The 26,143-nt window shown below is 39.7% G+C and carries 24 protein-coding genes and 2 tRNA genes; 10 read left to right on the forward strand and 16 right to left on the reverse strand.

Annotation, left to right across the window (positions count from 1 at the left end; all coding sequences use genetic code 11):
* The first annotated feature begins 91 nt into the window (after positions 1 to 91).
* The 7 genes from GSF09_RS09095 to GSF09_RS09125 all read left to right on the forward strand — a co-directional run bounded on the left by GSF09_RS09095 (position 92) and on the right by GSF09_RS09125 (position 6,721).
* Entirely contained in the window at positions 92 to 1,381 is a 1,290-nt protein-coding gene (locus GSF09_RS09095) for a T9SS type A sorting domain-containing protein (RefSeq protein ID WP_159800635.1), read from the forward strand.
* A 127-nt stretch (positions 1,382 to 1,508) separates the two neighbouring features.
* A complete protein-coding gene (locus tag GSF09_RS09100; RefSeq protein ID WP_159800636.1) occupies positions 1,509 to 2,288 on the forward strand; it encodes a ParA family protein in 780 nt (259 codons plus the stop codon).
* A complete protein-coding gene (locus tag GSF09_RS09105) occupies positions 2,285 to 3,184 on the forward strand; it encodes a ParB/RepB/Spo0J family partition protein (protein ID WP_159800637.1) in 900 nt (299 codons plus the stop codon). Before GSF09_RS09100 ends, GSF09_RS09105 begins: the two co-directional genes overlap by 4 nt.
* Positions 3,184 to 3,756 carry a DUF5683 domain-containing protein gene (locus GSF09_RS09110; protein WP_159800638.1) on the forward strand — a complete coding sequence of 191 codons (573 nt, stop codon included), beginning with the start codon at positions 3,184 to 3,186 and terminating at the stop codon, positions 3,754 to 3,756. Before GSF09_RS09105 ends, GSF09_RS09110 begins: the two co-directional genes overlap by 1 nt.
* 4 nt (positions 3,757 to 3,760) lie before the next feature.
* Entirely contained in the window at positions 3,761 to 4,459 is a 699-nt protein-coding gene (gene dapB, locus GSF09_RS09115; protein ID WP_159800639.1) for a 4-hydroxy-tetrahydrodipicolinate reductase, read from the forward strand.
* 46 nt (positions 4,460 to 4,505) lie between these two features.
* Positions 4,506 to 6,038 carry a signal peptidase I gene (gene lepB / locus GSF09_RS09120; protein ID WP_159800640.1) on the forward strand — a complete coding sequence of 511 codons (1,533 nt, stop codon included), beginning with the start codon at positions 4,506 to 4,508 and terminating at the stop codon, positions 6,036 to 6,038.
* Positions 6,039 to 6,103: 65 nt separating this feature from the next.
* Positions 6,104 to 6,721, forward strand: a complete 618-nt coding sequence (locus tag GSF09_RS09125; RefSeq protein ID WP_159800641.1) for a WbqC family protein — start codon at positions 6,104 to 6,106, stop codon at positions 6,719 to 6,721.
* A 1-nt stretch (position 6,722) separates the two neighbouring features.
* Here the strand turns inward: GSF09_RS09125 and GSF09_RS09130 are convergent, their stop codons facing one another.
* From GSF09_RS09130 to mutL, 4 genes are read right to left on the reverse strand one after another with little or no spacing between them, the layout of a single operon-like run.
* Entirely contained in the window at positions 6,723 to 7,766 is a 1,044-nt protein-coding gene (locus GSF09_RS09130; protein WP_159800642.1) for an endonuclease/exonuclease/phosphatase family protein, read from the reverse strand.
* Between the two features lie 12 nt (positions 7,767 to 7,778).
* Positions 7,779 to 8,675, reverse strand: a complete 897-nt coding sequence (locus GSF09_RS09135; protein WP_159800643.1) for a rhomboid family intramembrane serine protease — start codon at positions 8,673 to 8,675, stop codon at positions 7,779 to 7,781.
* A 3-nt stretch (positions 8,676 to 8,678) separates the two neighbouring features.
* The gene (locus GSF09_RS09140; RefSeq protein ID WP_159800644.1) at positions 8,679 to 9,497 is read right to left on the reverse strand and encodes a rhomboid family intramembrane serine protease; all 819 of its coding nucleotides are present in this window, start codon (positions 9,495 to 9,497) and stop codon (positions 8,679 to 8,681) included.
* A complete protein-coding gene (gene mutL / locus GSF09_RS09145) occupies positions 9,494 to 11,356 on the reverse strand; it encodes a DNA mismatch repair endonuclease MutL (RefSeq protein ID WP_159800645.1) in 1,863 nt (620 codons plus the stop codon). The genes GSF09_RS09140 and mutL overlap by 4 nt, the downstream gene beginning before the upstream one ends.
* 157 nt (positions 11,357 to 11,513) lie before the next feature.
* Here mutL and GSF09_RS09150 point away from each other — a divergent pair, with 157 nt between their 5' ends.
* From GSF09_RS09150 to GSF09_RS09160, 3 genes are all read left to right on the forward strand, one after another.
* A complete protein-coding gene (locus tag GSF09_RS09150) occupies positions 11,514 to 11,969 on the forward strand; it encodes a hypothetical protein (protein ID WP_159800646.1) in 456 nt (151 codons plus the stop codon).
* Positions 11,956 to 12,258 (forward strand): hypothetical protein, encoded by a 303-nt coding sequence (locus GSF09_RS09155; RefSeq protein ID WP_159800647.1) that lies wholly within the window; start codon positions 11,956 to 11,958, stop codon positions 12,256 to 12,258. The genes GSF09_RS09150 and GSF09_RS09155 overlap by 14 nt, the downstream gene beginning before the upstream one ends.
* A 353-nt stretch (positions 12,259 to 12,611) precedes the next feature.
* On the forward strand, positions 12,612 to 12,902 hold the full coding sequence (locus tag GSF09_RS09160; RefSeq protein WP_159800648.1) for a hypothetical protein: 291 nt from the start codon (positions 12,612 to 12,614) through the stop codon (positions 12,900 to 12,902).
* Between the two features lie 46 nt (positions 12,903 to 12,948).
* On the opposite strand, the gene GSF09_RS09165 is transcribed toward GSF09_RS09160, so the two are convergent.
* The 12 genes from GSF09_RS09165 to GSF09_RS09220 all read right to left on the reverse strand — a co-directional run bounded on the left by GSF09_RS09165 (position 12,949) and on the right by GSF09_RS09220 (position 25,990).
* Positions 12,949 to 13,260: a DUF3467 domain-containing protein gene (locus GSF09_RS09165; RefSeq protein WP_159800649.1), complete on the reverse strand. Its 312-nt coding sequence runs from the start codon at positions 13,258 to 13,260 to the stop codon at positions 12,949 to 12,951.
* A 5-nt stretch (positions 13,261 to 13,265) separates the two neighbouring features.
* On the reverse strand, positions 13,266 to 17,564 hold the full coding sequence (rpoC, locus tag GSF09_RS09170; protein WP_159800650.1) for a DNA-directed RNA polymerase subunit beta': 4,299 nt from the start codon (positions 17,562 to 17,564) through the stop codon (positions 13,266 to 13,268).
* A 72-nt stretch (positions 17,565 to 17,636) separates the two neighbouring features.
* Positions 17,637 to 21,449, reverse strand: a complete 3,813-nt coding sequence (rpoB, locus tag GSF09_RS09175; RefSeq protein WP_159800651.1) for a DNA-directed RNA polymerase subunit beta — start codon at positions 21,447 to 21,449, stop codon at positions 17,637 to 17,639.
* A gap of 126 nt (positions 21,450 to 21,575) precedes the next feature.
* Entirely contained in the window at positions 21,576 to 21,956 is a 381-nt protein-coding gene (rplL, locus tag GSF09_RS09180; RefSeq protein WP_159800652.1) for a 50S ribosomal protein L7/L12, read from the reverse strand.
* Positions 21,957 to 22,018: 62 nt separating this feature from the next.
* Complete coding sequence (gene rplJ, locus GSF09_RS09185) at positions 22,019 to 22,540, reverse strand: 50S ribosomal protein L10 (RefSeq protein WP_159800653.1); 522 nt, start codon at positions 22,538 to 22,540, stop codon at positions 22,019 to 22,021.
* A gap of 22 nt (positions 22,541 to 22,562) precedes the next feature.
* Positions 22,563 to 23,252: a 50S ribosomal protein L1 gene (rplA, locus tag GSF09_RS09190; RefSeq protein ID WP_159800654.1), complete on the reverse strand. Its 690-nt coding sequence runs from the start codon at positions 23,250 to 23,252 to the stop codon at positions 22,563 to 22,565.
* 21 nt (positions 23,253 to 23,273) lie between these two features.
* The gene (gene rplK, locus GSF09_RS09195) at positions 23,274 to 23,711 is read right to left on the reverse strand and encodes a 50S ribosomal protein L11 (protein WP_159800655.1); all 438 of its coding nucleotides are present in this window, start codon (positions 23,709 to 23,711) and stop codon (positions 23,274 to 23,276) included.
* Between the two features lie 66 nt (positions 23,712 to 23,777).
* Complete coding sequence (gene nusG, locus GSF09_RS09200) at positions 23,778 to 24,329, reverse strand: transcription termination/antitermination protein NusG (RefSeq protein ID WP_159800656.1); 552 nt, start codon at positions 24,327 to 24,329, stop codon at positions 23,778 to 23,780.
* Positions 24,330 to 24,339: 10 nt separating this feature from the next.
* Positions 24,340 to 24,534, reverse strand: coding sequence for a preprotein translocase subunit SecE (gene secE, locus GSF09_RS09205; protein ID WP_159800657.1), 195 nt, complete (start codon positions 24,532 to 24,534; stop codon positions 24,340 to 24,342).
* 12 nt (positions 24,535 to 24,546) lie between these two features.
* Positions 24,547 to 24,620 (reverse strand) — tRNA-Trp (locus tag GSF09_RS09210).
* Positions 24,621 to 24,677: 57 nt separating this feature from the next.
* Positions 24,678 to 25,865, reverse strand: a complete 1,188-nt coding sequence (gene tuf, locus GSF09_RS09215) for an elongation factor Tu (RefSeq protein ID WP_159800658.1) — start codon at positions 25,863 to 25,865, stop codon at positions 24,678 to 24,680.
* A gap of 53 nt (positions 25,866 to 25,918) precedes the next feature.
* A tRNA-Thr gene (locus GSF09_RS09220) sits at positions 25,919 to 25,990 on the reverse strand.
* Between the last annotated feature and the right edge of the window lie 153 nt (positions 25,991 to 26,143).

Here is a 26,143-nt window from a genome sequence, read left to right on the forward strand (position 1 = left end):
GCATTTTTTATGTCAATTTTTTAATTTTTTATTTAGACTTAATACAAATAGTGTTTATATTTGCACCACGTTTAGATTAATAATTAAAAACATGATGAAAAAACTACTTCACTACTCACTTTTATTTTTTACAGGCCTATCACTTGCGCAGGATTATACTACCGTAAATATAGCTATGCAGCCAAGTTATGCCAGCCAGGTATATTATAAGTTTGCTACTAATACCCAAACTCCGGTTGCAGCAGCAAGCTGGGATATAGCATTTGAAAAAGCATCAGGAATGGGTATTGGCACTATACTGGTAAATGACGGTGCCGGCATAAAATTGTTTGAAGCTTCTAACAGCGCCTCTAACTGGCAGAATATTGACGTGGCCAATGAAGCTAACTGGATTGAATTATATAATTCTGATACCGAATGGGCAGGCGCATTTGACAAAGGAAGCAACAGCAACCCGCCTTTTGGTTTTGGATGGGGCAGCTATAATATAGGCACACACCATATTAACGGCACAATAATTTTTGTACTTAAGTATGCTGATAATACCTATAAAAAAATCATCATTGAAGATTACGACCCTTTTACAGGTATAACAACATTTAAATATGCAAGCTGGGACGGAACTGCATGGAGCAGCGACGAAACCGGGGTTGTATCTGCATCAAATAATGCGGGCTATTCCTTCAACTACTATTCCCTTGCTAATGGTTTGGTTACAGCAGCACCTGAAGATACCGCCTGGGATATTGTTTTTAGAAAATATTACACAAACCTGGGTACTGAAGATAACCCAATAATGTACAGTGTTACAGGAGCATTACATAGTAATGGTGTGAGCGTTGCACAAATTGACGAAACAGGCAATACACAAAATGATCCTGCCTTACCTGCCGAAGGAAACTACTCTGCCAATATTAATACCATTGGAGATGACTGGAAAACATTTGATATGACAAGTTTCAGCTATGTAGTTGACCCTGAAACCACTTTTTATGTAAAAGATGCTGCAGGAAATATTTACAGGATGTATTTTACTTCCTTTGCAGGCCAATCTACCGGGAACCTAAGCTTTAACTATAAAGATGTAACAGCTACCGCAGGGTTTAAGGATTTAAACAACAATATGTCATTTGGGCTTTACCCAAATCCGTCAACCGATAAAAGGGTAACGGTTATTTACGACCTTAAAAATTCAACTCCGGACAAGAATATTGTAACCATTTATTCAATAGCGGGAGCAAAAGTGTATGAAACCGAAATAACAAATAATTCAGGTTTTTACACAAAAGAACTTAACCTTTCCCAATTGAGCCCGGGCATGTACATAGTACAGTTTAAATCAGGCAATGCATCACAATCAAAAAAACTTATTATTAAGTAACCTTTGTAATTATATTAAAAAAAGCCGCACATATGTGCGGCTTTTTTTTGGTTTCAATGTTAACAAATTCCGTTTCCAGATACCATAAATAATTGTATTTTTACGGTTCAAAAATTGTAAACTGTAAATGGGTAAAATCATTGCTATTGCCAACCAGAAAGGCGGCGTAGGTAAAACAACAACCACTGTAAACCTTGCTGCATCGCTGGGTGTGCTGGAAAAAAAAGTATTGCTTATAGATGCTGACCCACAGGCGAATGCCAGCTCCGGGCTGGGGATTGATGTGGAGTCGGTTGAGGTTGGTACTTACCAGATACTGGAGCACAGCAACACTCCCGATGAAGCTACCATAGAATGTACATCGCCTAATGTTTGGGTCATCCCGGCGCATATAGACCTTGTGGCTATTGAAATTGAACTTGTAGATAAGGAAAACAGGGAATACATGCTTAAGCAGGCACTGGAAAGCGTAAAGGATAAATATGACTATATACTGATAGACTGCGCACCTTCGCTTGGCCTGCTTACACTTAATGCACTTACTGCGGCCGACTCTGTTGTAATTCCCATACAGTGCGAATATTTTGCCCTTGAAGGATTGGGCAAATTATTAAATACCATTAAAAGCGTACAAAAAATTCACAACCCATCATTAGATATTGAAGGGTTGCTGTTAACCATGTATGATTCGCGCCTAAGGCTTTCCAACCAGGTAGTTGAGGAAGTACAAAAGCACTTTAATGACATGGTATTTGAAACCATTATTCAAAGAAATATTAAATTAAGCGAAGCGCCCAGCTATGGCGAAAGCATTATAAATTATGATGCTACAAGCAAGGGTGCCTCAAACTACCTGCACCTGGCAGAAGAAATTATAAAGAAAAATAGTAGTAAAGTAGGTTTATGACAAAAGCTATAAAAAAACAAGCACTGGGAAGAGGATTATCTGCACTTTTAAAAGACCCTGAAAATGATATAAAATCAGCGGAAGATAAAAATGCGGATAAGGTAGTAGGCAACATTATTGAGCTTGATATTGATGCTATAGAAATAAATCCGTTTCAGCCGAGGACGAACTTTAACGAAGAATCGCTGCAGGAATTAAGCACATCTATTAAAGAACTTGGCGTTATACAGCCCATTACGGTACGTAAGCTTGACTATAACAAATACCAGTTAATATCGGGCGAGCGACGCCTGCGTGCCTCAAAAATGGCAGGGCTCGCTACAGTGCCTGCCTACATAAGGCTGGCTAATGATAATGAATCATTAGTAATGGCACTGGTAGAAAACATTCAGCGCCATGACCTTGACCCGATTGAAATTGCACTTTCCTACCAAAGGCTTATAGATGAAATTCAGCTTACACAGGAGCAGATGAGCGACCGTGTGGGTAAAAAACGTTCAACCATAGCCAACTACCTGCGTCTTTTAAAACTGGACCCTATAATCCAGACAGGAATACGCGACGGATTTATTACCATGGGGCATGGCCGTGCTATAATTAACATAGAAGACCACGATGCACAGGCAGATATTTACCAAAAAATTGTAAGCCGGAACCTTTCGGTAAGGGAAACCGAGGCTTTAGTAAAAAGCTATCAGGAAAGCCTGAAACCAACTCCTGCAAAGGCAAAAAAAGGTAATCCCTTTACAGTACAGGAAACACAGAAAAAAACCATTAATGAATTTTTTGGTGCAAAAGCTGATGTAAAAGTAGATGCGAAAGGCAAAGGCAAAATAACGATACCTTTCCATTCTGAGGAAGATTTCAACAGGATAATTAAACTTATCGGCGGTTAGTGAAAAATATTCTTGCCATATCCGTTATTTTATTTCTTTTATCCACAGTTCCACTATTGGCGCAGGACGAAGATTTAAAAACCAATATTACCGAGAAGGACTCCCTTCTTTTAAAGCCTTATACCATAGACCCGCTTTCACCATCAAAAGCAGCTTTCTATTCGGCCATACTCCCGGGGCTTGGCCAGGCATATAATAAAAAGTACTGGAAAATACCTATTGTTTATGGGGCTATGGGCCTTAGCCTTTATTATTATATATGGAACAACAATAAGTACCACGAGTACCGCGATGCTTATAAAGACCTTTTGGTAAACAAAGAGCTTACAGGAGAACTTGCAGGGCTTGACGGTGACCGCCTTATAAGGGCGCAGCGCTTTCACCAACGCAACAGGGACTTATCATTGCTAATTACTTTTGGCTTATACATACTTAATATTGTAGAGGCGAATGTAGATGCACACCTTATGCAGTTTAATGTAAACGAAAACCTTTCATTGCGCCCGCAGTTACAGCAAAACCAGATTGACTATAAATACAATATGGGGCTTACACTTAATTACCAATTTTAATACTATGAGGATTGCACTTTTAGGTTACGGAAAAATGGGCAAAGTGATAGAGCGTATTGCACTGGAACGCGGCCACGAAATTGTTTTAAGAAAAACATCGGGCAGTACGTTTGAGGGGTTAAGCAATGCTGATGCTGCCATAGACTTCAGCATTCCTGACGCTGCTGTGAAAAATATAACCGAATGCCTTAATAACAATATTCCGGTAGTGAGTGGTACAACGGGCTGGCTGGAAAACTACCATAATGTTGCACAGTTATGCGAAGAGAAAAACGGTGCGTTTATTTATGGCTCCAACTTTAGCCTGGGGGTAAATGTTTTTTTTGAACTGAATGCCCACCTAGCCAAAATAATGGGAAGGCTGCAACAGTATAAAGTGTCTATAGAAGAAATTCACCATACACAGAAACTGGATGCACCAAGCGGAACCGCCATAACACTTGCCAAAGATATTATTGCCAATACCAGCTATTCAAGCTGGGCTTTGGGTAACGCTAAAGAAGATGAAATTTTTATAGATGCCAAACGTATTGACAGCGTTCCCGGCACGCATACTGTACAGTATGACTCTGCTATTGATAGTATAGAAGTAAAACATACTGCGCACAGCCGCGAAGGTTTTGCTTTGGGTGCTGTTATAGCTGCCGAATGGCTTTTAGGAAAAAAAGGCATTTACAGCATGAAAGATGTTTTGGAGTTATAGTAACAAAACAGCTATTAATAAGACATATTAATAAAACATACATAAAATGACACTATTACAATGGTTTATATTTTTCCTTGCGGTACAGGTAATACATTATCTGGGTACATGGAAATTATACCAGAAAGCAGGCAGAAAATCTTGGGAAGCAGCTATCCCGGTATATAATGCAGTAGTTTTAATGGGTATAATAGGCAGGCCACGCTGGTGGGTAATACTGCTTTTTGTACCTATAGTTAACCTTATTATGTTTCCTGTGGTATGGGTAGAAACATTACGCAGCTTTGGTAAAAATAAATTATCCGATACAATCCTGGGTGTGGCAACACTTGGTTTATATATATATTATATAAATTATGCTGAAGATGTAACATATGTAAAAGACAGGAGCCTTAAAGCCAAAAGCAAATCAGGCGATACATTAAGTTCCCTGCTGTTTGCCATTGTAGTTGCAACCATAGTACATACCTATGTTATGCAGCCTTTTACCATACCTACCTCATCATTGGAAAAAACCCTGCTTGTGGGCGATTTCCTTTTTGTGAGCAAATTTCATTATGGGGCACGCACCCCAATGACTACAGTAGCCATGCCCATGGTACATGACAGTATTCCGCTTACAGGCATGAAGTCATACTTAAAATGGCCGCAACTGCCCTATTTCAGGTTACCGGAATTTGAAAAGATAGAAAAAAATGATATTGTTGTTTTTAACTGGCCCGTTGATACAGTACGATTTTTCCGTGATCCCAACAGCAGGGATATCCGTAAACCTGTAGATAAAAAATCCAATTATGTAAAACGTTGTGTAGGTACACCGGGCGATTCGCTTTCCATTAAAAATGGTATTGTTTATATTGACGGTAAAGAACTTATTTTCCCGGAGAGGGCAAAACCGCAATACTCTTATGAAGTAGTAACAGACGGAAGCATTTTGAATGATGCTTATTTACAGGATGAACTTAAAATTACCGACAGTTACGGCAGGATTAGCGAGAACACTTATATATTCACCTCACTTACAGACGAAAGTGTGGAAAGGATTAAAAATAATCCGGGCATAAAATCTGTAACACGCAGGATTGCAGAAGGCGGAGATAAATCTATATTCCCGCATACCAAAAACTGGAATGTGGATAATATGGGGCCTATATACATACCAGAAGAAGGAAAAACCGTAGGACTGAATAAAGAGACACTTCCCTTCTATAAAATGATTATAGATGAGTATGAGCATAATGATTTGTCTGTTGATGGTGATGTTATAACCATAAACGGCAAACCTGCCACAAGTTATACTTTCAAGCAAAATTACTACTGGATGATGGGTGACAACCGCCACAATTCGGAAGACAGCCGCTACTGGGGTTTTGTGCCTGAAGACCATGTGGTTGGAAAACCTGTATTCGTTTGGCTCAGCATTGACCAGCAGAATAAGAAAATCCGTTGGGACAGGATGTTTACAACTGTAAGCGGTGAAGGGAAACCTGTTTCTTACTTTAAATATTTCCTTATTGCCCTGGCAGCCTATTTTATAATAAGTTTCTTCTGGAAGAAAAAGAAGGATGCTAATGCTTAGTTAACAATAATTGAAATTAATACCAAAGTCAAAGCTTATGTATTAAATTTCAAACCTATTAAAAAATGAACAGCGTTTTAATACATCCTACCTATTTTCCATCAATAAGCCATTTTGTGGCTATGGTGCATGCGGATACTATAACTTTTGAAGTTGAGGACAATTTCCAAAAGCAAACCAACCGCAACCGGATGTATATATACGGCCCCAATGGCATCCAGCTTTTAAACATACCGCTTAAGCATAATAAGGAACAAAGCCATCAAAAGTTTAAAGATGTAAAGATTGAAACAGCTTTTGACTGGCAAAAGCAACACTTTAAATCACTTGAGGCTGCTTATCGCACATCTCCTTTCTTTGAGTATTTTGAAGATGATATACGCCCTGTATTTGAGAAGCAACATACTTACATGATGGATTTAAATTTCCAAATAATGGAAATTATTACAGAATGCCTTGGGATGGATTTTTCTTATGATAAAACCACTGAGTACTTTCATGAAGTTGACAACGTAAAAGATTACAGGCATTTGGCAAACGGTAAGAAAGATACATCTTCCTTTGAGCCCTACACACAGGTTTTTGAAGAAAAGCATGGTTATATTAATAACCTTAGCATACTCGACCTGCTTTTTAATGAGGGGCGCTATGCATTGGATTATCTAAAGAGGCAGGAATTATAAATTATTTTTCTTCTTCCAAAGCGTTGTTTAAAGAAAGCCTTGTGATTATTGGAAAATGGTCTGAATATACAAAGTTGTTAAAAGTCCTATACTGTTTTACCCTGAAAACCTCATCTGCAAATACATAATCTATCCTTGCAGGATAATATTTGTAGTTATATGATTTGCCAAACCCATTTCCCGCTTCTACAAATGCATCGTGCATATTGCCTTTTATATTGCGGTACACATAGGAGAAAGCACTGTTATTAAGGTCTCCGCAAATTATTGTGGGATAGCGGCAGTCATTTTTATGCTTTTGTAACAGTTCTGCCTGCATCTGCTGCTGTTTGAAAGCACCACTTAGCCTCCTGAAAATCATTTTAGACCTTTCCTCATCCATTTCTTCATGAATGTCAGGGCTTATCTTTATAGACTGCATGTGCATGCTGTATATCCGTATAGTATCTTTTCCTTTAACTACATCAGCATAAATAACATTATTTCCGGAATCCGGAAATTTAATATTTCCGCTGTCAAGTATCGGATATTTGGAAAATATGGCCTGGCTTGTTTGCTTTTCAGCCTTAAAAACAAACCTGTGCCTGTATTGCACAAAACGGCCATCACCCTTTTGCGAATACTCCTGCAGGCATACAATATCAGGGTTTTGCTGTTTTACAAAACCAGAAATTTTTTCAGCCACATCCCTGTCCGGCATCCAGTCGTATAAATTAAATAGCCTTACATTATATGTCATAAAAGTAATATCTCCCGGTTCCTGCGGGAGGTTTGTTGCCGAAAATTTATAAAGTTTATTAATAAAGGTAATGCCTGCAAGCAGTATAATGAGCGATAGCAATAATTGCCTCTTTGTTTGCAGCAGCCAGTATAAAAAAAACAGGAAATTAAAAATAAGCATGGCAGGCAGCACCAGCGTAAGCACTGATAGAAAAGGAAACATTCTTGGTGTAAGGAACGGTAGTATATAGGCAACTATAGTCAATAGGGCAAGTACCACATTGAAAAAGTACATCACTTTATTAAACCATGAAAGCCTTTTCATTTTTACCTGAATTTATTTACCTACTTTAAACAAAAACTCTTTTTCCTCTTTAGTGAGGCTGTCATAACCTGATTTGCTTATTTTATCAAGTATGTCGTCTATTTTTTTCTGTGTTATGTCCTTATTACTTTTTGCAGCAGCAGGTGATGGCTTTACATTACGGTGCACCTTTTTAAACGGTACAGTTTTTTTGGGGGTAAACAGCCCTCCAAAAAACTCCGTTACAGCCGATACAATTCTGCTAAGGTCATTACCGTTCTGCAGCATTTTAATATAAACAAAACCAAATAATGCACCTGCCAGGTGGGCAAGATGACCGCCTGTGTTGCCTGTGGAAGCCTGTATAAGATCCATAATAACCAGCACAAGGGCTATATGCCACAATTTTACAGTACCAAAAAGTAAAAGCCTTACCTGGTAGTAGGGTGCATAGGTAGCTGTTGCCACTAAAACAGCCATTATAGCACCTGAAGCGCCAACCATTTTAGCACCTGTATCTACCAGTGCCGGCAGCACGTTATAACTAAAAATAAATATCAGCCCAGCAAAAACTGCCGATAGCAAATAAACGCCCAACAATTGTTTTTGTGTAAAAAAAGTAAGGAAAAGCCTGCCGGAAAAATACAGAACCAGCATGTTAAATAAAAGATGTAAAAAACCGGCATGCAGAAAAGCATAAGAAATTAACGACCACGGTTTCCATAATAAATCAACAGGATGGGAAGAAAGGCTAAGCCAGTCCGCAGAAAAAGGATTGTCCCACCTAAGAAAAAGCAGCTCTACCCCAAATAATGATAATACGCTAAAAATAACCATAGGTATAACAAAAAGGCCCACGTTCCAAAAAATAAGCCGTTGTGTTATTCCTCCTGTCCTGTATTCAAGCTTTAAGTCATCTAAAATTCCCATGTCTTAATTCCAACGGTTATTGTTAAACTGGTTTTTCTTCCAGTACCACATCATAATAAAACCTATAAGCGCCCCGCCTACGTGTGCAAAATGTGCAACCCCACCACCGCCGCCAAAAATTGACTTGCCGGTTACACCCAAATACAAATCTATGGCTACCAATACCGGCACAAAATATTTTGCCTTGATAGGGACAGGTATAAACATAAGCATCAGTTCCACATTAGGGAACATAAATGCAAACGCAACAAGCACACCGTAAATTGCACCCGACGCCCCCACTGCCGCACTATGGTTTAATTCCGTTGCATAAAATAAGGTTTGGTAGGCTTCTGGAGACAGTGCCGCAGTTTTTCCTGCGCTACTTATTATATTATTAACCTCACTTAAAAAAAAGGAATTGTAATCTTCTGCATTGTAAATGTCAAGATTTATAATCTGGTGTATGGCCGAGTCGGAAAGGTTTAGGTACGATACCTGTTCAAGCACGTTCTGCAACTGGAAGTATGCTACCCCCAAATGCAGCAAGGCAGCCCCAAGCCCGCATGAAAAATAGAAAAAAAGGAATTTTTTTGTGCCCCATAGGTGCTCTAAAAACACACCAAATGAAAACAGGGCAAACATATTAAAGAAGATATGCAGTAACCCGCCATGCATAAACATATGGGTTACTAACTGCCAAACCTGGAATTTATCGCTGGTAGGCATATGCAGTGCCAAATAATCATAAGCTAAGCCTGTATTTACAAAATAATTACTGGCAACAAAAAAAATAATATTTATGATTATCAGCTGCTTTACGGTTTCGGTAATACGCATCATAGGGCAAATCGTTTATCTAGGTCTTCCACACTTACGGTAATGAAAGTAGGTTTGTTAAAAGGTGAAACATCGGGCTCTTTACAGGCAAACAACGAATTTACTATATTTTCCTGTTCCTTTTCCGTTAGCTGTACACCTGTTTTTATAGCAAGGCTCCTTGCCATGCTTTTTGCTATACTGTCGTTTTGGCTAAAACTGCTGTCGGGCACTTCCTGCTGCAGGTCATTTATAAGCTCTTCCAGCAAAATACTTACTTCACTCTCGGCAACATTTACCGGCAAACCCGATACCACTATATGGTCATGGTTAATCTCTGAAAATACAAAGCCCGTATTTTCCAGTGCCTGCTTCATTTCTGTAATCAGGTCGAGTTCTGTTTTATTGTAATGCAGCACAAGCGGAAAAAGCAATTGCTGGCTGGATCCGTGCTGTACTGTAATGTTCTTTAAAAACTGTTCATACAAAATACGCTGGTGCGCCCTTTTCTGGTCGATAATAACCATACCTGATTTAATGGGGCTCACAATATACTTTTTATGTATCTGGTATGTTTTATGCACTTCCTGCTCTACCTCTTCATCATTAAAAAGGGAACCGGTAACTTCCTCCGACTCAAAATCCATTTCGGCAGCCAGTTCATTATCCTGCCCGATGCCTGTATATAAACTTTCCCATGCCGGCTGTCTTTCCTTTTTAAAAGAAGCAGCATATACTGATGAGGATGCCTGGGAAACCCTTGATGGTTTTTCATCAGCAAAAGGGTTAAAATTACGGTCAACCTCTACAGTTGGGGCCGAAGCTTCTTTCCTTTCATACTCATAAGGCGTATCAAGATTAGCATCCCGGTCAAAATCAAGTACGGGAGCCACATTAAACTGTCCAAGGCTGTGCTTTATAGCCGAGCGTAATATTGCATACAGTGCATGCTCGTCATCAAATTTTATTTCGGTTTTAGTAGGGTGTATATTAATATCAATAGTATGTGGCGGAACCTCAAGATATAACTGATAGCCAGGTTGGCAGCCATCCTTAAGCAGGCCCTCATAGGCTGCCATAACCGCATGGTGCAGGTAGGCACTTTTTATAAAACGGTTGTTAACAAAAAAAAATTGCTCTCCCCTGTTCTTTTTGGCAAACTCAGGTTTGGTAACAAAGCCGCTGATTTCCACTATTTCAGTAGCTTCTTTTACCGGCACGAGCTTCTCATTGGTGCGCCCGCCAAAAATACCCACTATGCGCTGGCGGTGGTTACCGTGGGGCAGGTTAAACATTTCGCTGCCGTTGTGGTACAATACAAAGCTAATGTTAGGATGCGCCAGCGCAACACGTTCAAATTCATCAATAATATGCCTAAATTCAACTGTATCGCTTTTAAGGAAGTTTCGCCTTGCAGGTATATTAAAAAACAGGTTCTTTACAGAAAATGAGGTGCCCTTTGGCAGTACGGCCACATCCTGGCTTATAAATTTACTCCCCTCAATTATTATATGGGTGCCCAACTCCTCCTGGTCCTGTTTTGTTTTTAACTCTACATGGGCAATAGCGGCAATACTGGCCAGCGCCTCGCCACGAAAACCTTTGGTATGTAACGAAAATAAATCTTCCGCATGGCGTATCTTGCTGGTGGCATGGCGTTCAAAACACATACGTGCATCAGTAACGCCCATACCCTTGCCATTATCTATAACCTGAATAAGAGTTTTACCGGCATCCTTAACTATAAGCTTAATTTCAGTAGAACCGGCATCAACCGAGTTTTCCAATAGTTCCTTAACTACAGATGCCGGCCTTTGCACCACCTCTCCGGCGGCAATCTGGTTAGCAACATGGTCGGGAAGTAACTGAATAACACTGGACATTACTGGGGAAATTTGCTTGTTTTTTGATTAGCTTCAAAGTTAAGTAAATATTGTGGAATGGGGAAAATACCTGTTTTATATTATTGCGGCAAATACGCAGTAAGTTATAACAAATATTTTGTAGGTTTACTAAATTATACTTTTAATCGAGAGATAAATGGATGAGCCAGAATATGCCCCCCTATTTCCAGCTGGATTTCATGAGATTGAAATCTCTCAATTTGAAAATTTATTTATTAGTAAATTTGTAAATAAAGAAAGAAGAAAATTTCTGATAAAACAATTAGACAATTTTCTAAGTGAACTTGTTAAAGTTAAAGCTAAATTTGAAATATGGTTAGATGGTTCTTTTTCTACATATAAGGATGAACCCAATGATATTGATATCCTTATAATTTTCAATGAAAAAGAACTTAGTGAATTATCTATTGAAGAGCAATCAATATTAGATGTATTATTTGATAGAGACATCATAAAAATAAGATATAATATTGATGTATTATTATGTCCAGATGATGATATAAACCGTAAGAGTTATTGGAGAGGTTGGTTTGGATTTTCAAGACTTGAAGCACCTAAAGGCATACCACGATTTTATTATGGCTCAAATTAGTAAAATAAAAGAAAACATAAGTTTTCTTCAATCAAAAGTTGAGGAACTTAAAGCAAGTATAAATGAGCGTGAGAATAATTTCGTTATAAAAATTCAAATTCACAATTTAAATAGTGAAATAAAAAGCTTACAAAAAATTCTATATCAAGAAAATGTCAAGCGAAATAAAGAAATTGTTGCTTTGAGATTAATTGGAGGAATTGCCAAAGACGGAACTTTTCCGCTTCATTCGGTTGGTGGAATAACTGATACTTTTCAGATACTTTATTCAAAGCATCACAATTTCTAAAATATGGTAAAAAAGGAGGAAGAAAAATTGAAAAAATATTATCAAGTGATTTAGATTTAAGACTTGAAGGTTTAGGAACAGGCTCAACAATTTTTTACATATCTGCAAAAACAAGTCCTGATATTTTTGGAAACAGTACTATACAAAACTCTCTCGAAAGCACATTCGAATTACTTCAATCACAAAATGAAGATGAGTTAATTAATAATGTTGAAAAAATTGGTTTCGATAGTACTAAACATTTTACAAAGTTTTTAGGGGAATTAGTTAAAGATAACCTTGAACTTGAAATAACTTGGGATAGTCCAGATTATAATAAAAGAAAATGGCACGGTAATAAAAATATTATCTCAATGTTTTATAATACATTTAATAATTTAAGCACTTCCCCACCAGAAATGCTAACTATAGACGCAGAAATAATAACACTAAGTGCTAAAAATAAAATTGAAATTAAAGATATCGATACTAATCACTTTTTTTTAGTACGATATCCCACATCTTTATTATCAAATATCAAAGAACTGCACATAAGCGAATTAGTAAAAGTATCCATATCAAAAATTACGCTTATTAATAATTTGACCAAAAAAGAAAAAATCGATTACAACTTAATTGAAATAAATCGGGTAGAAAACTTGTAAAAATAAAAAAAGCCCACTCTTTCGAGTGGGCTTTTTGCTTTTTATATTACGCCTGTCCTGCAGGCCCAAAGCTTAGCGGAAGCGGCGGCTGGTCAGTATCGCTTATAGTGCCGTGGGCACTCTCAAAGCGGTGTATGTTTTCGCCTAACGCCTTCAGCAGTCTTTTGGCATGCTGCGGTGTCAGTACAATGCGTGATTTAACCTTTGCTTTTGGCACACCCGGCATAACTGCCACAAAATCTACCACAAACTCTGAAGCTGAGTGGTTTATTATGGCAAGGTTGCAATAGGTGCCTTCGGCTGTTTTTTCATCCAGTTCAATATTTATTTGTCCCGGCTGCTGTTTTTGGTCACTCATTGTTTTTAATAATTATATTCCTCTGTAGGAGTTAACAGTTCATTAAATTCTTCTTTAGAGCCTACAATAATGTTATCATAATCCCTCATACCTGTACCTGCAGGTATCCTGTGCCCTACAATAACATTTTCTTTAAGGCCTTCAAGTCCGTCTACTTTACCGGCTACAGCAGCTTCATTAAGTACTTTGGTAGTTTCCTGGAACGATGCAGCCGAAATGAACGATTTAGTTTGTAGCGATGCTCTTGTAATACCCTGTAATACAGGGGTTGCAGTAGCAGGAATTACATCCCTTGCCACAACTACATTCTTATCATTGCGTTTAAGCAGTGAATTTTCATCCCTTAGCTCACGCGGCGTTATAATCTGCCCCGGTTTAAGGTTTTCAGAATCTCCTGCATCCTCAACCACTTTCATTCCATACAGCTTGTCGTTTTCAACGATAAAGTCGCTGGTATGTATTAACTGGTCTTCAAGGAACAATGTGTCTCCAGGATCCTGAACCTGTACCTTACGCATCATCTGGCGGATAACAACCTCAAAGTGCTTATCATTGATTTTTACACCCTGAAGGCGATAAACCTCCTGAATTTCGTTTACAAGGTACTGCTGCACGGCAGATGGCCCCTGTATCCTTAGGATATCTTCCGGTGTAATAGCTCCGTCAGAAAGCGGCATACCTGCTTTTACATAGTCATTTTCCTGTACAAGTATCTGGTTAGACAGTTTTACAAGATATTTTTTAATCTCGCCAAATTTCGACTCGATAATAATTTCGCGGTTACCCCTCTTAATCTTACCGAATGAAACCACACCGTCAATTTCTGATACCACGGCCGGGTTACTTGGGTTACGTGCTTCAAGAAGCTCTGTAATCCTTGGTAAACCACCTGTAATATCACCTGCTTTAGATGAGCGCCTTGGTATTTTAACAAGAACTTTACCCGCTTTAATCTTCTCGCCATTGTCAACCATAAGGTGGGCACCCACCGGAAGGTTGTAAGAACGGATAAGCTCGTTGTCTTTTCCATAAATCAATAGCGTAGGGATAAGCTTTTTGTTTCTTGCTTCAGAAATTACTTTTTCCTGGAAACCTGTCTGCTCGTCAATCTCTACTATAAATGACTGGCCCTGCTCAATATCCTCATAGGCTACCTTACCGGTAAATTCTGAGATGATAACCCCGTTATAAGGATCCCATTTACATATTACAGTTCCTTTATCAACTAAATCGCCATCTTTAACATATATGCTTGAACCGTATGGTATGTTGTGAGTATTAAGCACAATACCTGTATTTTCGTCAACAAGCTTAAGTTCTGTAGAACGTGATACCACAATATCCACTTCGTTGCCTTCACTATCTTCGCCCTTAACTGTTTTAAGGTCTTCAATATCCAGCTTACCGCGGAATTTGGTAATAATGCTTGATTCTTCAGAAATGTTACCTGCCGTACCACCCACGTGGAATGTACGAAGGGTTAGCTGAGTACCCGGCTCACCGATTGACTGTGCTGCAATTACACCAACTGCCTCACCTTTTTGCGTCATTTTACCGGTAGCAAGGTTACGTCCGTAACATTTTGCACAAATACCTTTGGTGGCTTCACAAGTTAATGGCGAACGAACTTCTACCCTTTCAATAGGTGCAGCGTTAATTGCCCTAACCTCTGCTTCGGTAATCTGTTCGCCTGCATGAACAAGCACTTCAGATGTAAGCGGGTTAACCACATCCTGCAATGCCACACGGCCCAGAATCCTTTCACCAAGGCTTTCCACAATTTCCTCATTTTTCTTAAGCGCGGTAATTTCAATACCTCTTAATGTACCACAGTCTACCGAGTTAACGATAACATCCTGGGACACATCGTGAAGCCTTCTTGTAAGGTAACCCGCGTCAGCCGTTTTAAGAGCCGTATCCGCAAGACCTTTACGTGCACCGTGCGTAGAAATAAAGTATTCAAGAATTGAAAGTCCTTCCTTAAAGTTAGAAAGGATAGGGTTTTCAATAATTTCACCACCTCCGGCAGTTGATTTTTTAGGCTTAGCCATCAAACCACGCATACCTGTTAACTGGCGAATCTGTTCTTTACTACCCCTTGCCCCGGAGTCAAGCATCATATACACCGAGTTGAAGCCCTGTTGGTCTTCCCTGATGTTTTTCATGGCAAGCTCTGTAAGCAATGCGTTGGTTGATGTCCATACGTCAATTACCTGGTTGTAACGCTCATTGTTGGTAATAAGACCCATGTTATAGTTCATGGTAATACCTTCAACCTGCTCGTTTGCATCGGCAATAAGCTCCTCTTTCCTTGGAGGGATAATAATATCTCCCAAGCTGAATGAAAGGCCTCCCCTAAATGCAAAACGGTAACCCATATCCTTAATGTTATCAAGGAATGCAGCCGTAGTAGGTACATCAGTAACGCTTAATATTTTACCAATGATGTCCCTTAAGGATTTCTTGGTAAGGATTTCATTTATGTAACCTGCCTGTTCTGGCACTACTTCGTTGAAAAGTACCCTACCTGCAGTAGTTTCAATAATTTTATAAACAAGCTCGCCTTTATCATTAAAGTCTTTGGCACGAATCTTAACACGTGCATTAAGATGCAGCCTGTCTTCATTCAGGGCAATATTAACCTCTTCCGCCGAATAGAATGTAAGGCCTTCACCTTTTATCTTGTTAGTTTCGGTAGAAAGACGCTCTTTGGTCATATAGTATAGACCCAGTACCATGTCCTGAGAAGGTACTGTAATAGGCGCACCGTTTGCAGGGTTAAGGATATTGTGCGAAGCAAGCATTAATAACTGTGCCTCAAGTATAGCCTCTGGCCCAAGCGGCAGGTGAACCGCCATCTGGTCACCATCAAAGTCAGCGTTAAATGCCGTACATACCAACGGGTGCAACTGGATAGCCTTACCTTCAATAAGTTTAGGCTGGAAAGCCTGGATACCCAAACGGTGAAGCGTAGGGGCACGGTTAAGCAATACAGGGTGCCCTTTAATTACATTTTCAAGGATATCCCATACTACCGGCTCTTTTTTATCTATAATTTTCTTAGCCGATTTTACCGTTTTTACAATACCACGCTCTATCAGTTTACGGATAACAAATGGTTTGTATAATTCGGCAGCCATATCTTTTGGCAAACCACACTCAAACAGTTTCATTTCTGGCCCAACAACAATAACCGAACGTGCAGAATAGTCAACACGTTTACCAAGAAGGTTCTGGCGGAAACGTCCCTGTTTACCTTTTAATGAGTCTGATAGTGATTTTAGCGGCCTGTTTGATTCTGTTTTAACAGCAGAAGCTTTCCTTGTATTATCAAAAAGTGAGTCTACAGATTCCTGAAGCATACGCTTTTCGTTACGAAGGATTACTTCCGGTGCCTTGATTTCCATAAGCCTTTTTAAACGGTTATTACGTATAATAACCCTCCTGTAAAGGTCGTTAAGGTCAGACGTTGCAAAACGTCCGCCATCAAGAGGCACAAGCGGGCGAAGCTCCGGCGGGATAACAGGTATTACTTTAAGTATCATCCACTCAGGGCGGTTTTCCCTGTTAAAGTTACTTTCGCGGAATGATTCTACAACCTGCAGCCTTTTTAAAGCTTCTGTTTTACGCTGTTTAGATGTTTCGTTGTTAGCACTGTGGCGAAGTTCATAAGACAATGCGTCAAGGTCAATCCTTGCCAAAAGGTCCATAATGCACTCCGCACCCATTTTAGCAATAAACTTGTTAGGGTCGCTATCATCAAGATATTGGTTTTCCGCAGGAATAGAATCCAGTATGTTCAGGTATTCTTCCTCGGTCAAAAAGTCTAATGTATTAAGTGTATCTCCATCAGGGCCCTTAGCAATACCAGGCTGTATAACCACATACCTTTCATAGTATATAATCATATCCAGCTTTTTGGACGGAAGCCCAAGGATATAGCCAATTTTATTAGGCAATGAACGGAAATACCATATATGTGCAATAGGCACAACAAGGTTAATGTGGCCTACCCTGTCACGACGTACTTTCTTTTCAGTAACTTCAACACCGCAACGGTCGCACACAATACCTTTGTAACGTATCCTTTTATACTTACCGCAGGCACACTCATAATCCTTTACAGGGCCAAATATACGCTCGCAGAAAAGGCCGTCCCTTTCGGGCTTGTGTGTACGGTAGTTAATGGTTTCAGGCTTTAGCACCTCTCCCCTCGATTCAGCCAGGATAGATTCAGGCGAAGCAAGCCCTATAGAAATCTGGTTAAATCTTTTAACGGTATTTTTATCTTTTAATCTTGTCATGATATAGATTCTACCTATTATATTAAAAAGTATGGAAGGGAGCAGCCTTCTTTAGGCCGCTCCCGTGGAAATTTATTCTTCTAATCTGATGTCTAAGCCAAGCCCTTTAAGTTCATGCATCAATACATTGAACGATTCAGGAAGCCCAGGTTCCGGCATGGTTTCACCCTTAACGATAGCTTCGTAAGTTTTAGCCCTGCCTATAACGTCATCCGATTTAACTGTCAGTATCTCCCTTAATGTGCTGGATGCACCATAAGCTTCAAGTGCCCAAACCTCCATCTCTCCAAAACGCTGGCCACCAAACTGTGCTTTACCTCCAAGAGGCTGCTGTGTGATAAGCGAGTATGGACCGATAGAACGCGCGTGCATCTTGTCATCAACCATGTGGCCCAGTTTAAGCATGTAAATAACGCCTACTGTAGCCGGCTGGTGAAAACGCTCACCTGTACCACCATCATAAAGGTAAGTATGCCCAAACCTTGGTATACCTGCCTCATCAGTCAGTTCATTAATCTGGTCAAGCGAAGCACCATCAAAAATAGGAGTAGCAAATTTCTTGCCCAGTTTTTGTCCTGCCCATCCCAATACGGTTTCATATATCTGCCCGATGTTCATACGTGAAGGTACACCAAGTGGGTTCAACACGATATCTACCGGGGTACCGTCTTCAAGGAAAGGCATATCTTCCTCGCGCACAATACGGGCAACAATACCTTTGTTACCGTGGCGGCCGGCCATTTTATCACCCACTTTAAGTTTACGCTTTTTAGCAATGTAAACTTTAGCAAGCTTTAAAATACCTGATGGAAGCTCATCTCCTACTGTAATAGTAAACTTCTCTCTCCTTAATGCACCCTGAAGGTCGTTCAGCTTAATTTTATAGTTGTGGATAAGGTCGTTAACCATTGCATTGGTTTCGTCATCCGTTGTCCACTGCCCTTTTGTTAAGTGAGCAAAATCTTCAACTGCATAAAGCATTTTTTGAGTAAACTTTTTACCTTTTGGCAATACTTCCTCACCAAGGTCGTTCATTACACCCTGAGAAGTTTTACCATTGATGATATTGAACAGCTTATCAATAAGTTTTTCTTTAAGTTCATTAAACTTAACTTCAAACTCCATTTCAAGCTTACCTAAATCATCTTTATCTTTTGTACGCTTGCGTTTATCTTTAACCGCACGCGCAAATAGTTTTTTATCAAGTACAACCCCGTGAAGCGATGGTGAAGCTTTTAAAGAAGCATCCTTAACATCTCCTGCCTTATCACCAAAAATAGCCCTTAACAGTTTTTCTTCCGGTGTAGGGTCAGATTCTCCTTTAGGAGTAATTTTACCAATAAGGATATCGCCGGGCTTAACCTCTGCACCAATCCTTATCATACCATTTTCATCAAGGTCTTTTGTAGCTTCCTCGCTTACGTTTGGTATATCATTGGTAAGCTCCTCGTTACCTAACTTGGTATCCCTTACTTCAAGAGAATAATCATCTACGTGAATTGATGTAAAGATATCCTCACGTACCACTTTTTCAGAAATTACGATAGCATCCTCAAAGTTGTATCCTTTCCATGGCATAAATGCCACTTTAAGGTTACGCCCAAGGGCAAGCTCACCATTTTGCGTGGCATAACCCTCGCAAAGAACCTGGCCAGGTACTACCCTGTCGCCTTTGCGTACAATAGGCTTTAGGTTAATACTTGTGCTCTGGTTGGTTTTCCTGAACTTGATAAGCTGGTATGTTTTCTCGTCCGTATCAAAGCTTACAGCCCTTTCACGGTCGGTCCTGTCATATTTAATTGTTATCTGGTTGGCATCTACATATTCAACAGTACCATGCCCTTCAGCATTAATAAGTACCCTTGAATCTGAAGCAACCTGGCGCTCTAAACCTGTACCTACAATAGGTGCTTCAGGACGTAACAATGGTACGGCCTGGCGCATCATGTTACTTCCCATCAACGCACGGTTCGCGTCATCGTGCTCAAGGAAAGGAATTAAAGACGCCGAAATTGAAGCAATCTGGTTAGGCGCAACATCAGTATAATGTACCGCTGTAGGCTCTACTACCGGGAAGTCGCCTTCCTCACGTACAATTACCCTTTCAGCAGTGATAGTACCGTTGTCGTCCATTTCAGTATTGGCCTGCCCAATCATTTTACCTTCCTCCTCTTCTGCGCTCAGGTAAATAGGCTCCGACTGAAGGTCAACTTTTCCGTTTTCAACTTTGCGGTATGGGGTTTCAATAAAGCCCATGCTGTTTACCTTAGCATAAACACCCAAAGAAGAGATAAGACCAATGTTTGGCCCCTCGGGAGTTTCAATAGGACAAAGACGGCCATAATGGGTATAGTGAACGTCTCGAACCTCGAAACCTGCCCTTTCGCGGGAAAGACCACCCGGACCTAATGCCGATAATCTTCTTTTATGTGTAATCTCAGCCAATGGATTGGTTTGATCCATAAATTGAGATAACTGGTTTGTACCAAAAAACGAGTTGATTACAGATGACAGCGTTTTGGCATTAATAAGGTCTATCGGGGTAAACACCTCGTTATCCCTTACGTTCATACGCTCGCGGATGGTACGTGCCATACGCGCAAGACCTACGCCAAACTGGGCTGAAAGCTGCTCGCCCACAGTTCTTACACGACGGTTGGAAAGGTGGTCAATATCATCAATCTCAGCTTTAGAGTTTATAAGCTCTATAAGGTATTTAACTATGGTAATAATATCCTCTTTGGTAAGCACCTGCTTTTCCATAGGAATATCAAGACCAAGTTTTTTGTTCATCCTGTAACGGCCAACCTCTCCAAGGTTGTAACGCTGGTCAGAAAAGAACAGTTTATCTATAATGCCTCGGGCAGTTTCCTCATCAGGCGGTTCTGCATTACGCAACTGACGGTAAATATGCTCTACAGCTTCTTTTTCTGAGTTAGTAGGGTCTTTTTGTAATGTATTGTGGATAATGGCATAATCTGCCTGGTTATTATCCTCTTTATGCAGCAGTATCGATTTTACATTAGCCTCTATAATTTCCTCAACATTATCCTTGTCAATTATAGTATCCCTGTCTAATATAATTTCATTACGCTCAATAGAAACCACCTCTCCTGTATCCTCATCCACAAAATCCTCGTGCCAGGTGTTCAATACACGTGCGGCAAGCCTCCTGCCGATATATTTTTTAAGTCCTGTTTTAGAAACCTTGATTTCTTCAGCAAGGTCAAATATCTCAAGAATATCTTTATCCCTTTCAAAACCAATAGCCCTAAACAAAGTAGTTACAGGAAGTTTTTTCTTCCTGTCGATGTAAGCATACATCACACTATTAATATCTGTAGCAAATTCTATCCAGGAACCTTTAAAAGGAATTACCCTTGCAGAGTATAATTTTGTTCCGTTAGCATGGAACGATTGGCCAAAGAAAACACCAGGTGACCTGTGTAGCTGCGATACAACCACACGCTCTGCTCCGTTGATAACAAATGTACCGCTAGGTGTCATGTATGGGATGGTTCCCAAATAAACATCCTGTACAATTGTTTCAAAATCCTCATGTTCGGGGTCTGTACAATACAGTTTTAATCTTGCCTTAAGCGGCACGCTGTAAGTAAGCCCTCTGTCAATACACTCCTCAATTGTATATCGTGGCGGATCAACAAAATAATCAAGGAACTCCAACACAAACTGATTTCTCGTATCAGTAATCGGAAAGTTTTCCATGAAGGTGTTATAAAGACCTTCGTTGCCTCTTTCATCCGATTTGGTTTCCAGTTGGAAAAAATCTTTAAAAGATTTTACCTGAATATCCAGAAAATCAGGATAATTAGGGATGTTTTTTGTTGAGGCAAAATTTAATCTTTCAGTCTGATTTGTTATCATCAATGGACAAAATTTTGATTAAAATAATATATATGGGGCGTATAAAATGTTATTATACGAAAAATGGTTTAGGCCTTTGAGAGTTCTTCTCAAGGCCTAAACCTTAGGTTTTAAACCGTAGTAAGCTTACTTAAGCTCAACAACAGCTCCAGCTTCTTCTAGAGATTTTTTAAGGCCTTCAGCCTCATCTTTAGAAACAGCTTCTTTTACGTTTGCAGGAGCAGAATCAACTAGATCTTTAGCTTCTTTAAGTCCTAAACCTGTAAGTTCTTTTACAGCTTTAACAACAGCAAGTTTAGAAGCACCAGCATCTTTAAGTACAACAGTAAATTCTGTTTGCTCAGCAGCAGCGCCAGCGTCGCCACCACCTGCAGCAGGACCAGCAACAGCAACAGCAGCTGCAGCAGGCTCTATACCATACTCCTCTTTTAATATTGTAGCTAGTTCGTTAACTTCTTTAACAGTAAGGTTAACAAGTTGTTCTGCGAATTGTTTCAAATCTGCCATTTTTTCTATCGTTTTAAATAGTTTGTAATATATAATTTATTAAGTGCGTACCCGCTAATATGTTATCCTTCTTTCTCAGATAACGTTTTGATAATTCCTGCAATTTTGCCACCGCCTGATTTAAGGGCAGAAACAACATTTTTAGCAGGAGATTGAAGAAGACCGATGATATCGCCAATAACCTCTTCTTTAGATTTAAGGGCAATAAGAGCATCAAGCTGGTTATCACCAATAAATACTGCCTCATGGATGTAAGCACCCTTAAGGATAGGCTTATCAGCTTTTTTACGGAATTCTTTAATAACCTTTGCAGGAGCGTTACCGTTCTCTGCAATCATAATGGAAGTATTTCCTTTTAATATAGATGGCAGGTCGCCATAATTATTATCAGAAGTTTCCATTGCTTTTTCAAGCAATGTATTTTTAACAACCTCCAGCTTTATACCGGCTTTAAAACAAGCCCTTCTTAAGTTTGAAGTAGTTTCTGCATCAAGGCCCGAAATATCTGCAACGTAAATTACGTTTGTATCGGCTAACTGTGCAGTTAAATCTTCAATAACTCTTGATTTTTCTTCTCTGGTCATAATAAAACTTTTTAACTACCAATTATACCGCTTTAGGGTCTAAAGCAATAGCAGGGCTCATAGTACTTGAAAGGTGAATACTCTTTATGTAAGTACCTTTAGCTGCTGTTGGTTTTAATTTAATCAATGTTTGAATAATTTCGTGAGCGTTCTCAGAAATTTTATCAGCACCAAAAGATACTTTACCAATTCCTGCGTGAACTATACCGGTTTTATCAACTTTAAAGTCTATTTTACCAGCTTTAACCTCCTGAACAGCTTTACCTACCTCCATAGTAACAGTACCGGTTTTAGGGTTCGGCATAAGCCCGCGAGGACCTAATATCCTACCTAAAGGACCTAATTTACCCATTACTGCAGGCATTGTGATGATAACATCAACATCAGTCCAGCCATCTTTAATTTTTTGAAGGTATTCATCTAAACCTACATAGTCTGCACCTGCAGCTTTAGCTTCAGCTTCTTTATCAGGAGTAACAAGGGCAAGAACCCTTACATCTTTACCTGTACCGTGAGGAAGTGTTACAACACCCCTTACCATTTGATTCGCTTTTCTTGGATCTACTCCCAAACGCACTGCGATATCAACAGACTCATCAAATTTTGCAGAAGCAACTGTTTTAATTAATGCAGAAGCATCTTTTAATGAATACAGTTTGTTCTTCTCAATTTTTGAAGCAGCCTCTTTCTGTTTTTTTGTCAATTTTGCCATTTCTTCTTTTTTCTTTTACAATTAAAAAGGAGCTGTTCCTGATACTGTTATACCCATAGACCTTGCTGTACCGGCAACCATACTCATTGCTTTTTCAATTGTAAAAGCATTTAGGTCAGCCATTTTGTCTTCAGCAATAGCCCTTATCTGATCCCAGGTAACGCTTGCTACTTTTTTACGGTTAGGCTCACCAGAACCTCCCTTAACTTTAGCAGCTTCTAGCAACTGGATAGCAGCCGGAGGCGTTTTAACAACAAAATCGAAAGACTTGTCTTTGTACACAGTAATTTGTACTGGTAATACTTTGCCGGGTTTATCCTGGGTCCTTGCATTAAATTGCTTACAGAACTCCATAATGTTAACCCCAGCAGCTCCCAAAGCAGGTCCAACCGGTGGCGACGGATTCGCAGCACCTCCCTTAACTTGTAGTTTAACTACTTTACTAACTTCTTTAGCCATTTCTTAAAAGATTAGCACATCATCAATTGGAAGCAATGACGTGATTTATATTAAGTGTAACAAAAATTATACTTTTTCTACCTGCATAAAGCTGAGTTCAAGCGGTGTTTTTCTTCCAAAAATTTTCACCATAACCTCCAGCTTACGCTTTTCATCATTTACTTTTTCCACAGTACCGTTAAAGCCATTAAAAGGCCCATCGATAACCTTTACGGTTTCTCCAACAGTAAAAGGTATGGAAACATTATCGGTTTTAACCGAAAGCTCATCTACCTTACCAAGCATCCTGTTTACTTCAGAAGGGCGCAAAGGCACAGCATCGCCGCCTTTAGTTTCGCCCAGAAAGCCTATAACACCGGTAATAGATTTTATAATATGCGGTATTTCACCCGTTAAATTAGCTTCAATCATTACATAGCCCGGAAAATAAACCCTGTCTTTACTGATTTTTTTTCCATCACGAACCTGCACCACCTTTTCGGTTGGCACTAAAACCTGAGATATATAATCAGCCATCCCAAGCTTATTGATTTCAGTTTCTATGTAGTTTTTAACTTTATTTTCCTGTCCGCTTACCGCCCTAACCACATACCATTTTTTGACATTGTTATCAGTCATCACAAGAAAATTAATTTTTTAAGAAAGCATAAATATTTTCAATAATAACCTCAAAACCGCGGTCAATACCAAATGTTAACAAAGCAAATACTATTGAAAAAACAGCAACAATAATGGTAAGGCGTTGCACCTCTGCCCATTCCGGCCATGTTACATTTGTCTTTAACTCGGCAAATGCCTCAGATATATAATTAGTAACCTTCATGTCTTTTCGTTTTGGCACGGGTGGAGAGATTCGAACTCCCATCAACGGTTTTGGAGACCGCTATTCTACCCTTGAACTACACCCGTTTGTTAAAAGCCAGCAGACACCAAAGCATCCGGCTGGCTTTTTATATTTAAAATAAATTAGTCAAGAATTTCAGTAACCTGACCCGCACCTACTGTACGGCCACCCTCACGGATAGCAAAACGTAAGCCTACGCTTAGAGCGATTGGGTTAAGTAATTGAACCTCGATAGTAAGGTTATCACCAGGCATTACCATCTCAACACCTGCAGGAAGAGAAATTGTTCCTGTTACATCAGTTGTACGAACGTAGAACTGAGGACGGTAGTTGTTGTGGAATGGAGTGTGACGTCCACCTTCTTCTTTTTTAAGGATATAAACCTCTGCTTTAAAGTGAGCGTGAGGCTTAACTGAACCTGGCTTACAGATAACCATACCACGACGGATATCAGTTTTATCTATACCACGAAGAAGAAGACCTACGTTATCACCAGCCTCACCCCTATCAAGGATTTTACGGAACATCTCAACACCAGTAATTGTAGAAGTAAGCTTATCAGCACCCATACCGATAATTTCTACAGGATCACCTGTGTTAGCAATACCAGTTTCGATACGGCCTGTTGCAACAGTACCACGACCAGTAATTGTAAATACGTCCTCAATTGGCATAAGGAATGGTTTATCTTTATCACGAACCGGCTCCTCAATCCACTCATCAACAGCAGTCATAAGCTCCATAACAGTATCAACCCATTTTGGCTCACCGTTAAGTGCACCTAGAGCAGAACCTTTAATTACAGGACCATTATCACCATCATACTGGTAGAATGAAAGAAGGTCACGGATTTCCATTTCAACAAGCTCAAGAAGCTCAGCATCATCAACCATGTCCACTTTGTTCATGAAAACAACAATTCTAGGCACACCTACCTGACGGCCAAGAAGGATGTGCTCACGTGTTTGTGGCATTGGTCCGTCTGTAGCAGCTACCACAAGGATAGCACCGTCCATCTGCGCAGCACCTGTAACCATGTTTTTAACGTAGTCAGCGTGACCTGGACAGTCAACGTGTGCATAGTGACGTTTTTGAGTAGAGTACTCTACGTGAGATGTATTAATTGTAATACCCCTTTCTTTCTCTTCAGGAGCGTTATCAATTTGGTCGAATGATCTTGCCTCAGAAAGACCTGCATCAGCCAATACTTTAGTAATAGCAGCAGTCAAAGTTGTTTTTCCGTGGTCTACGTGTCCAATTGTACCAATATTCAAGTGGGGTTTGGAACGATCGAAAGTTTCCTTTGCCATGATTTAATAATTTAATCTTAGTTATATAATTAGTGTTCAAATTTTAAAAGTTGAGCCAATGACGGGATTTGAACCCGTGACCTCTTCCTTACCAAGGAAGCACTCTACCCCTGAGCTACACCGGCCTTTCCCGTTACTTTTAAATTACAGACTTTAAACTTTGAACAGCCTTGCAGCTCTTCTCCATTTGCCATTCTGCATTTAAAACAATTTTAGTGGGGAGAGCAGGATTCGAACCTGCGAAGGTTTCCCAACAGATTTACAGTCTGCCCTCGTTG

The sequence above is a fragment of the Flavobacterium sp. MK4S-17 genome (assembly GCF_009848495.1).
Lineage (GTDB): Bacteria > Bacteroidota > Bacteroidia > Flavobacteriales > Flavobacteriaceae > Flavobacterium.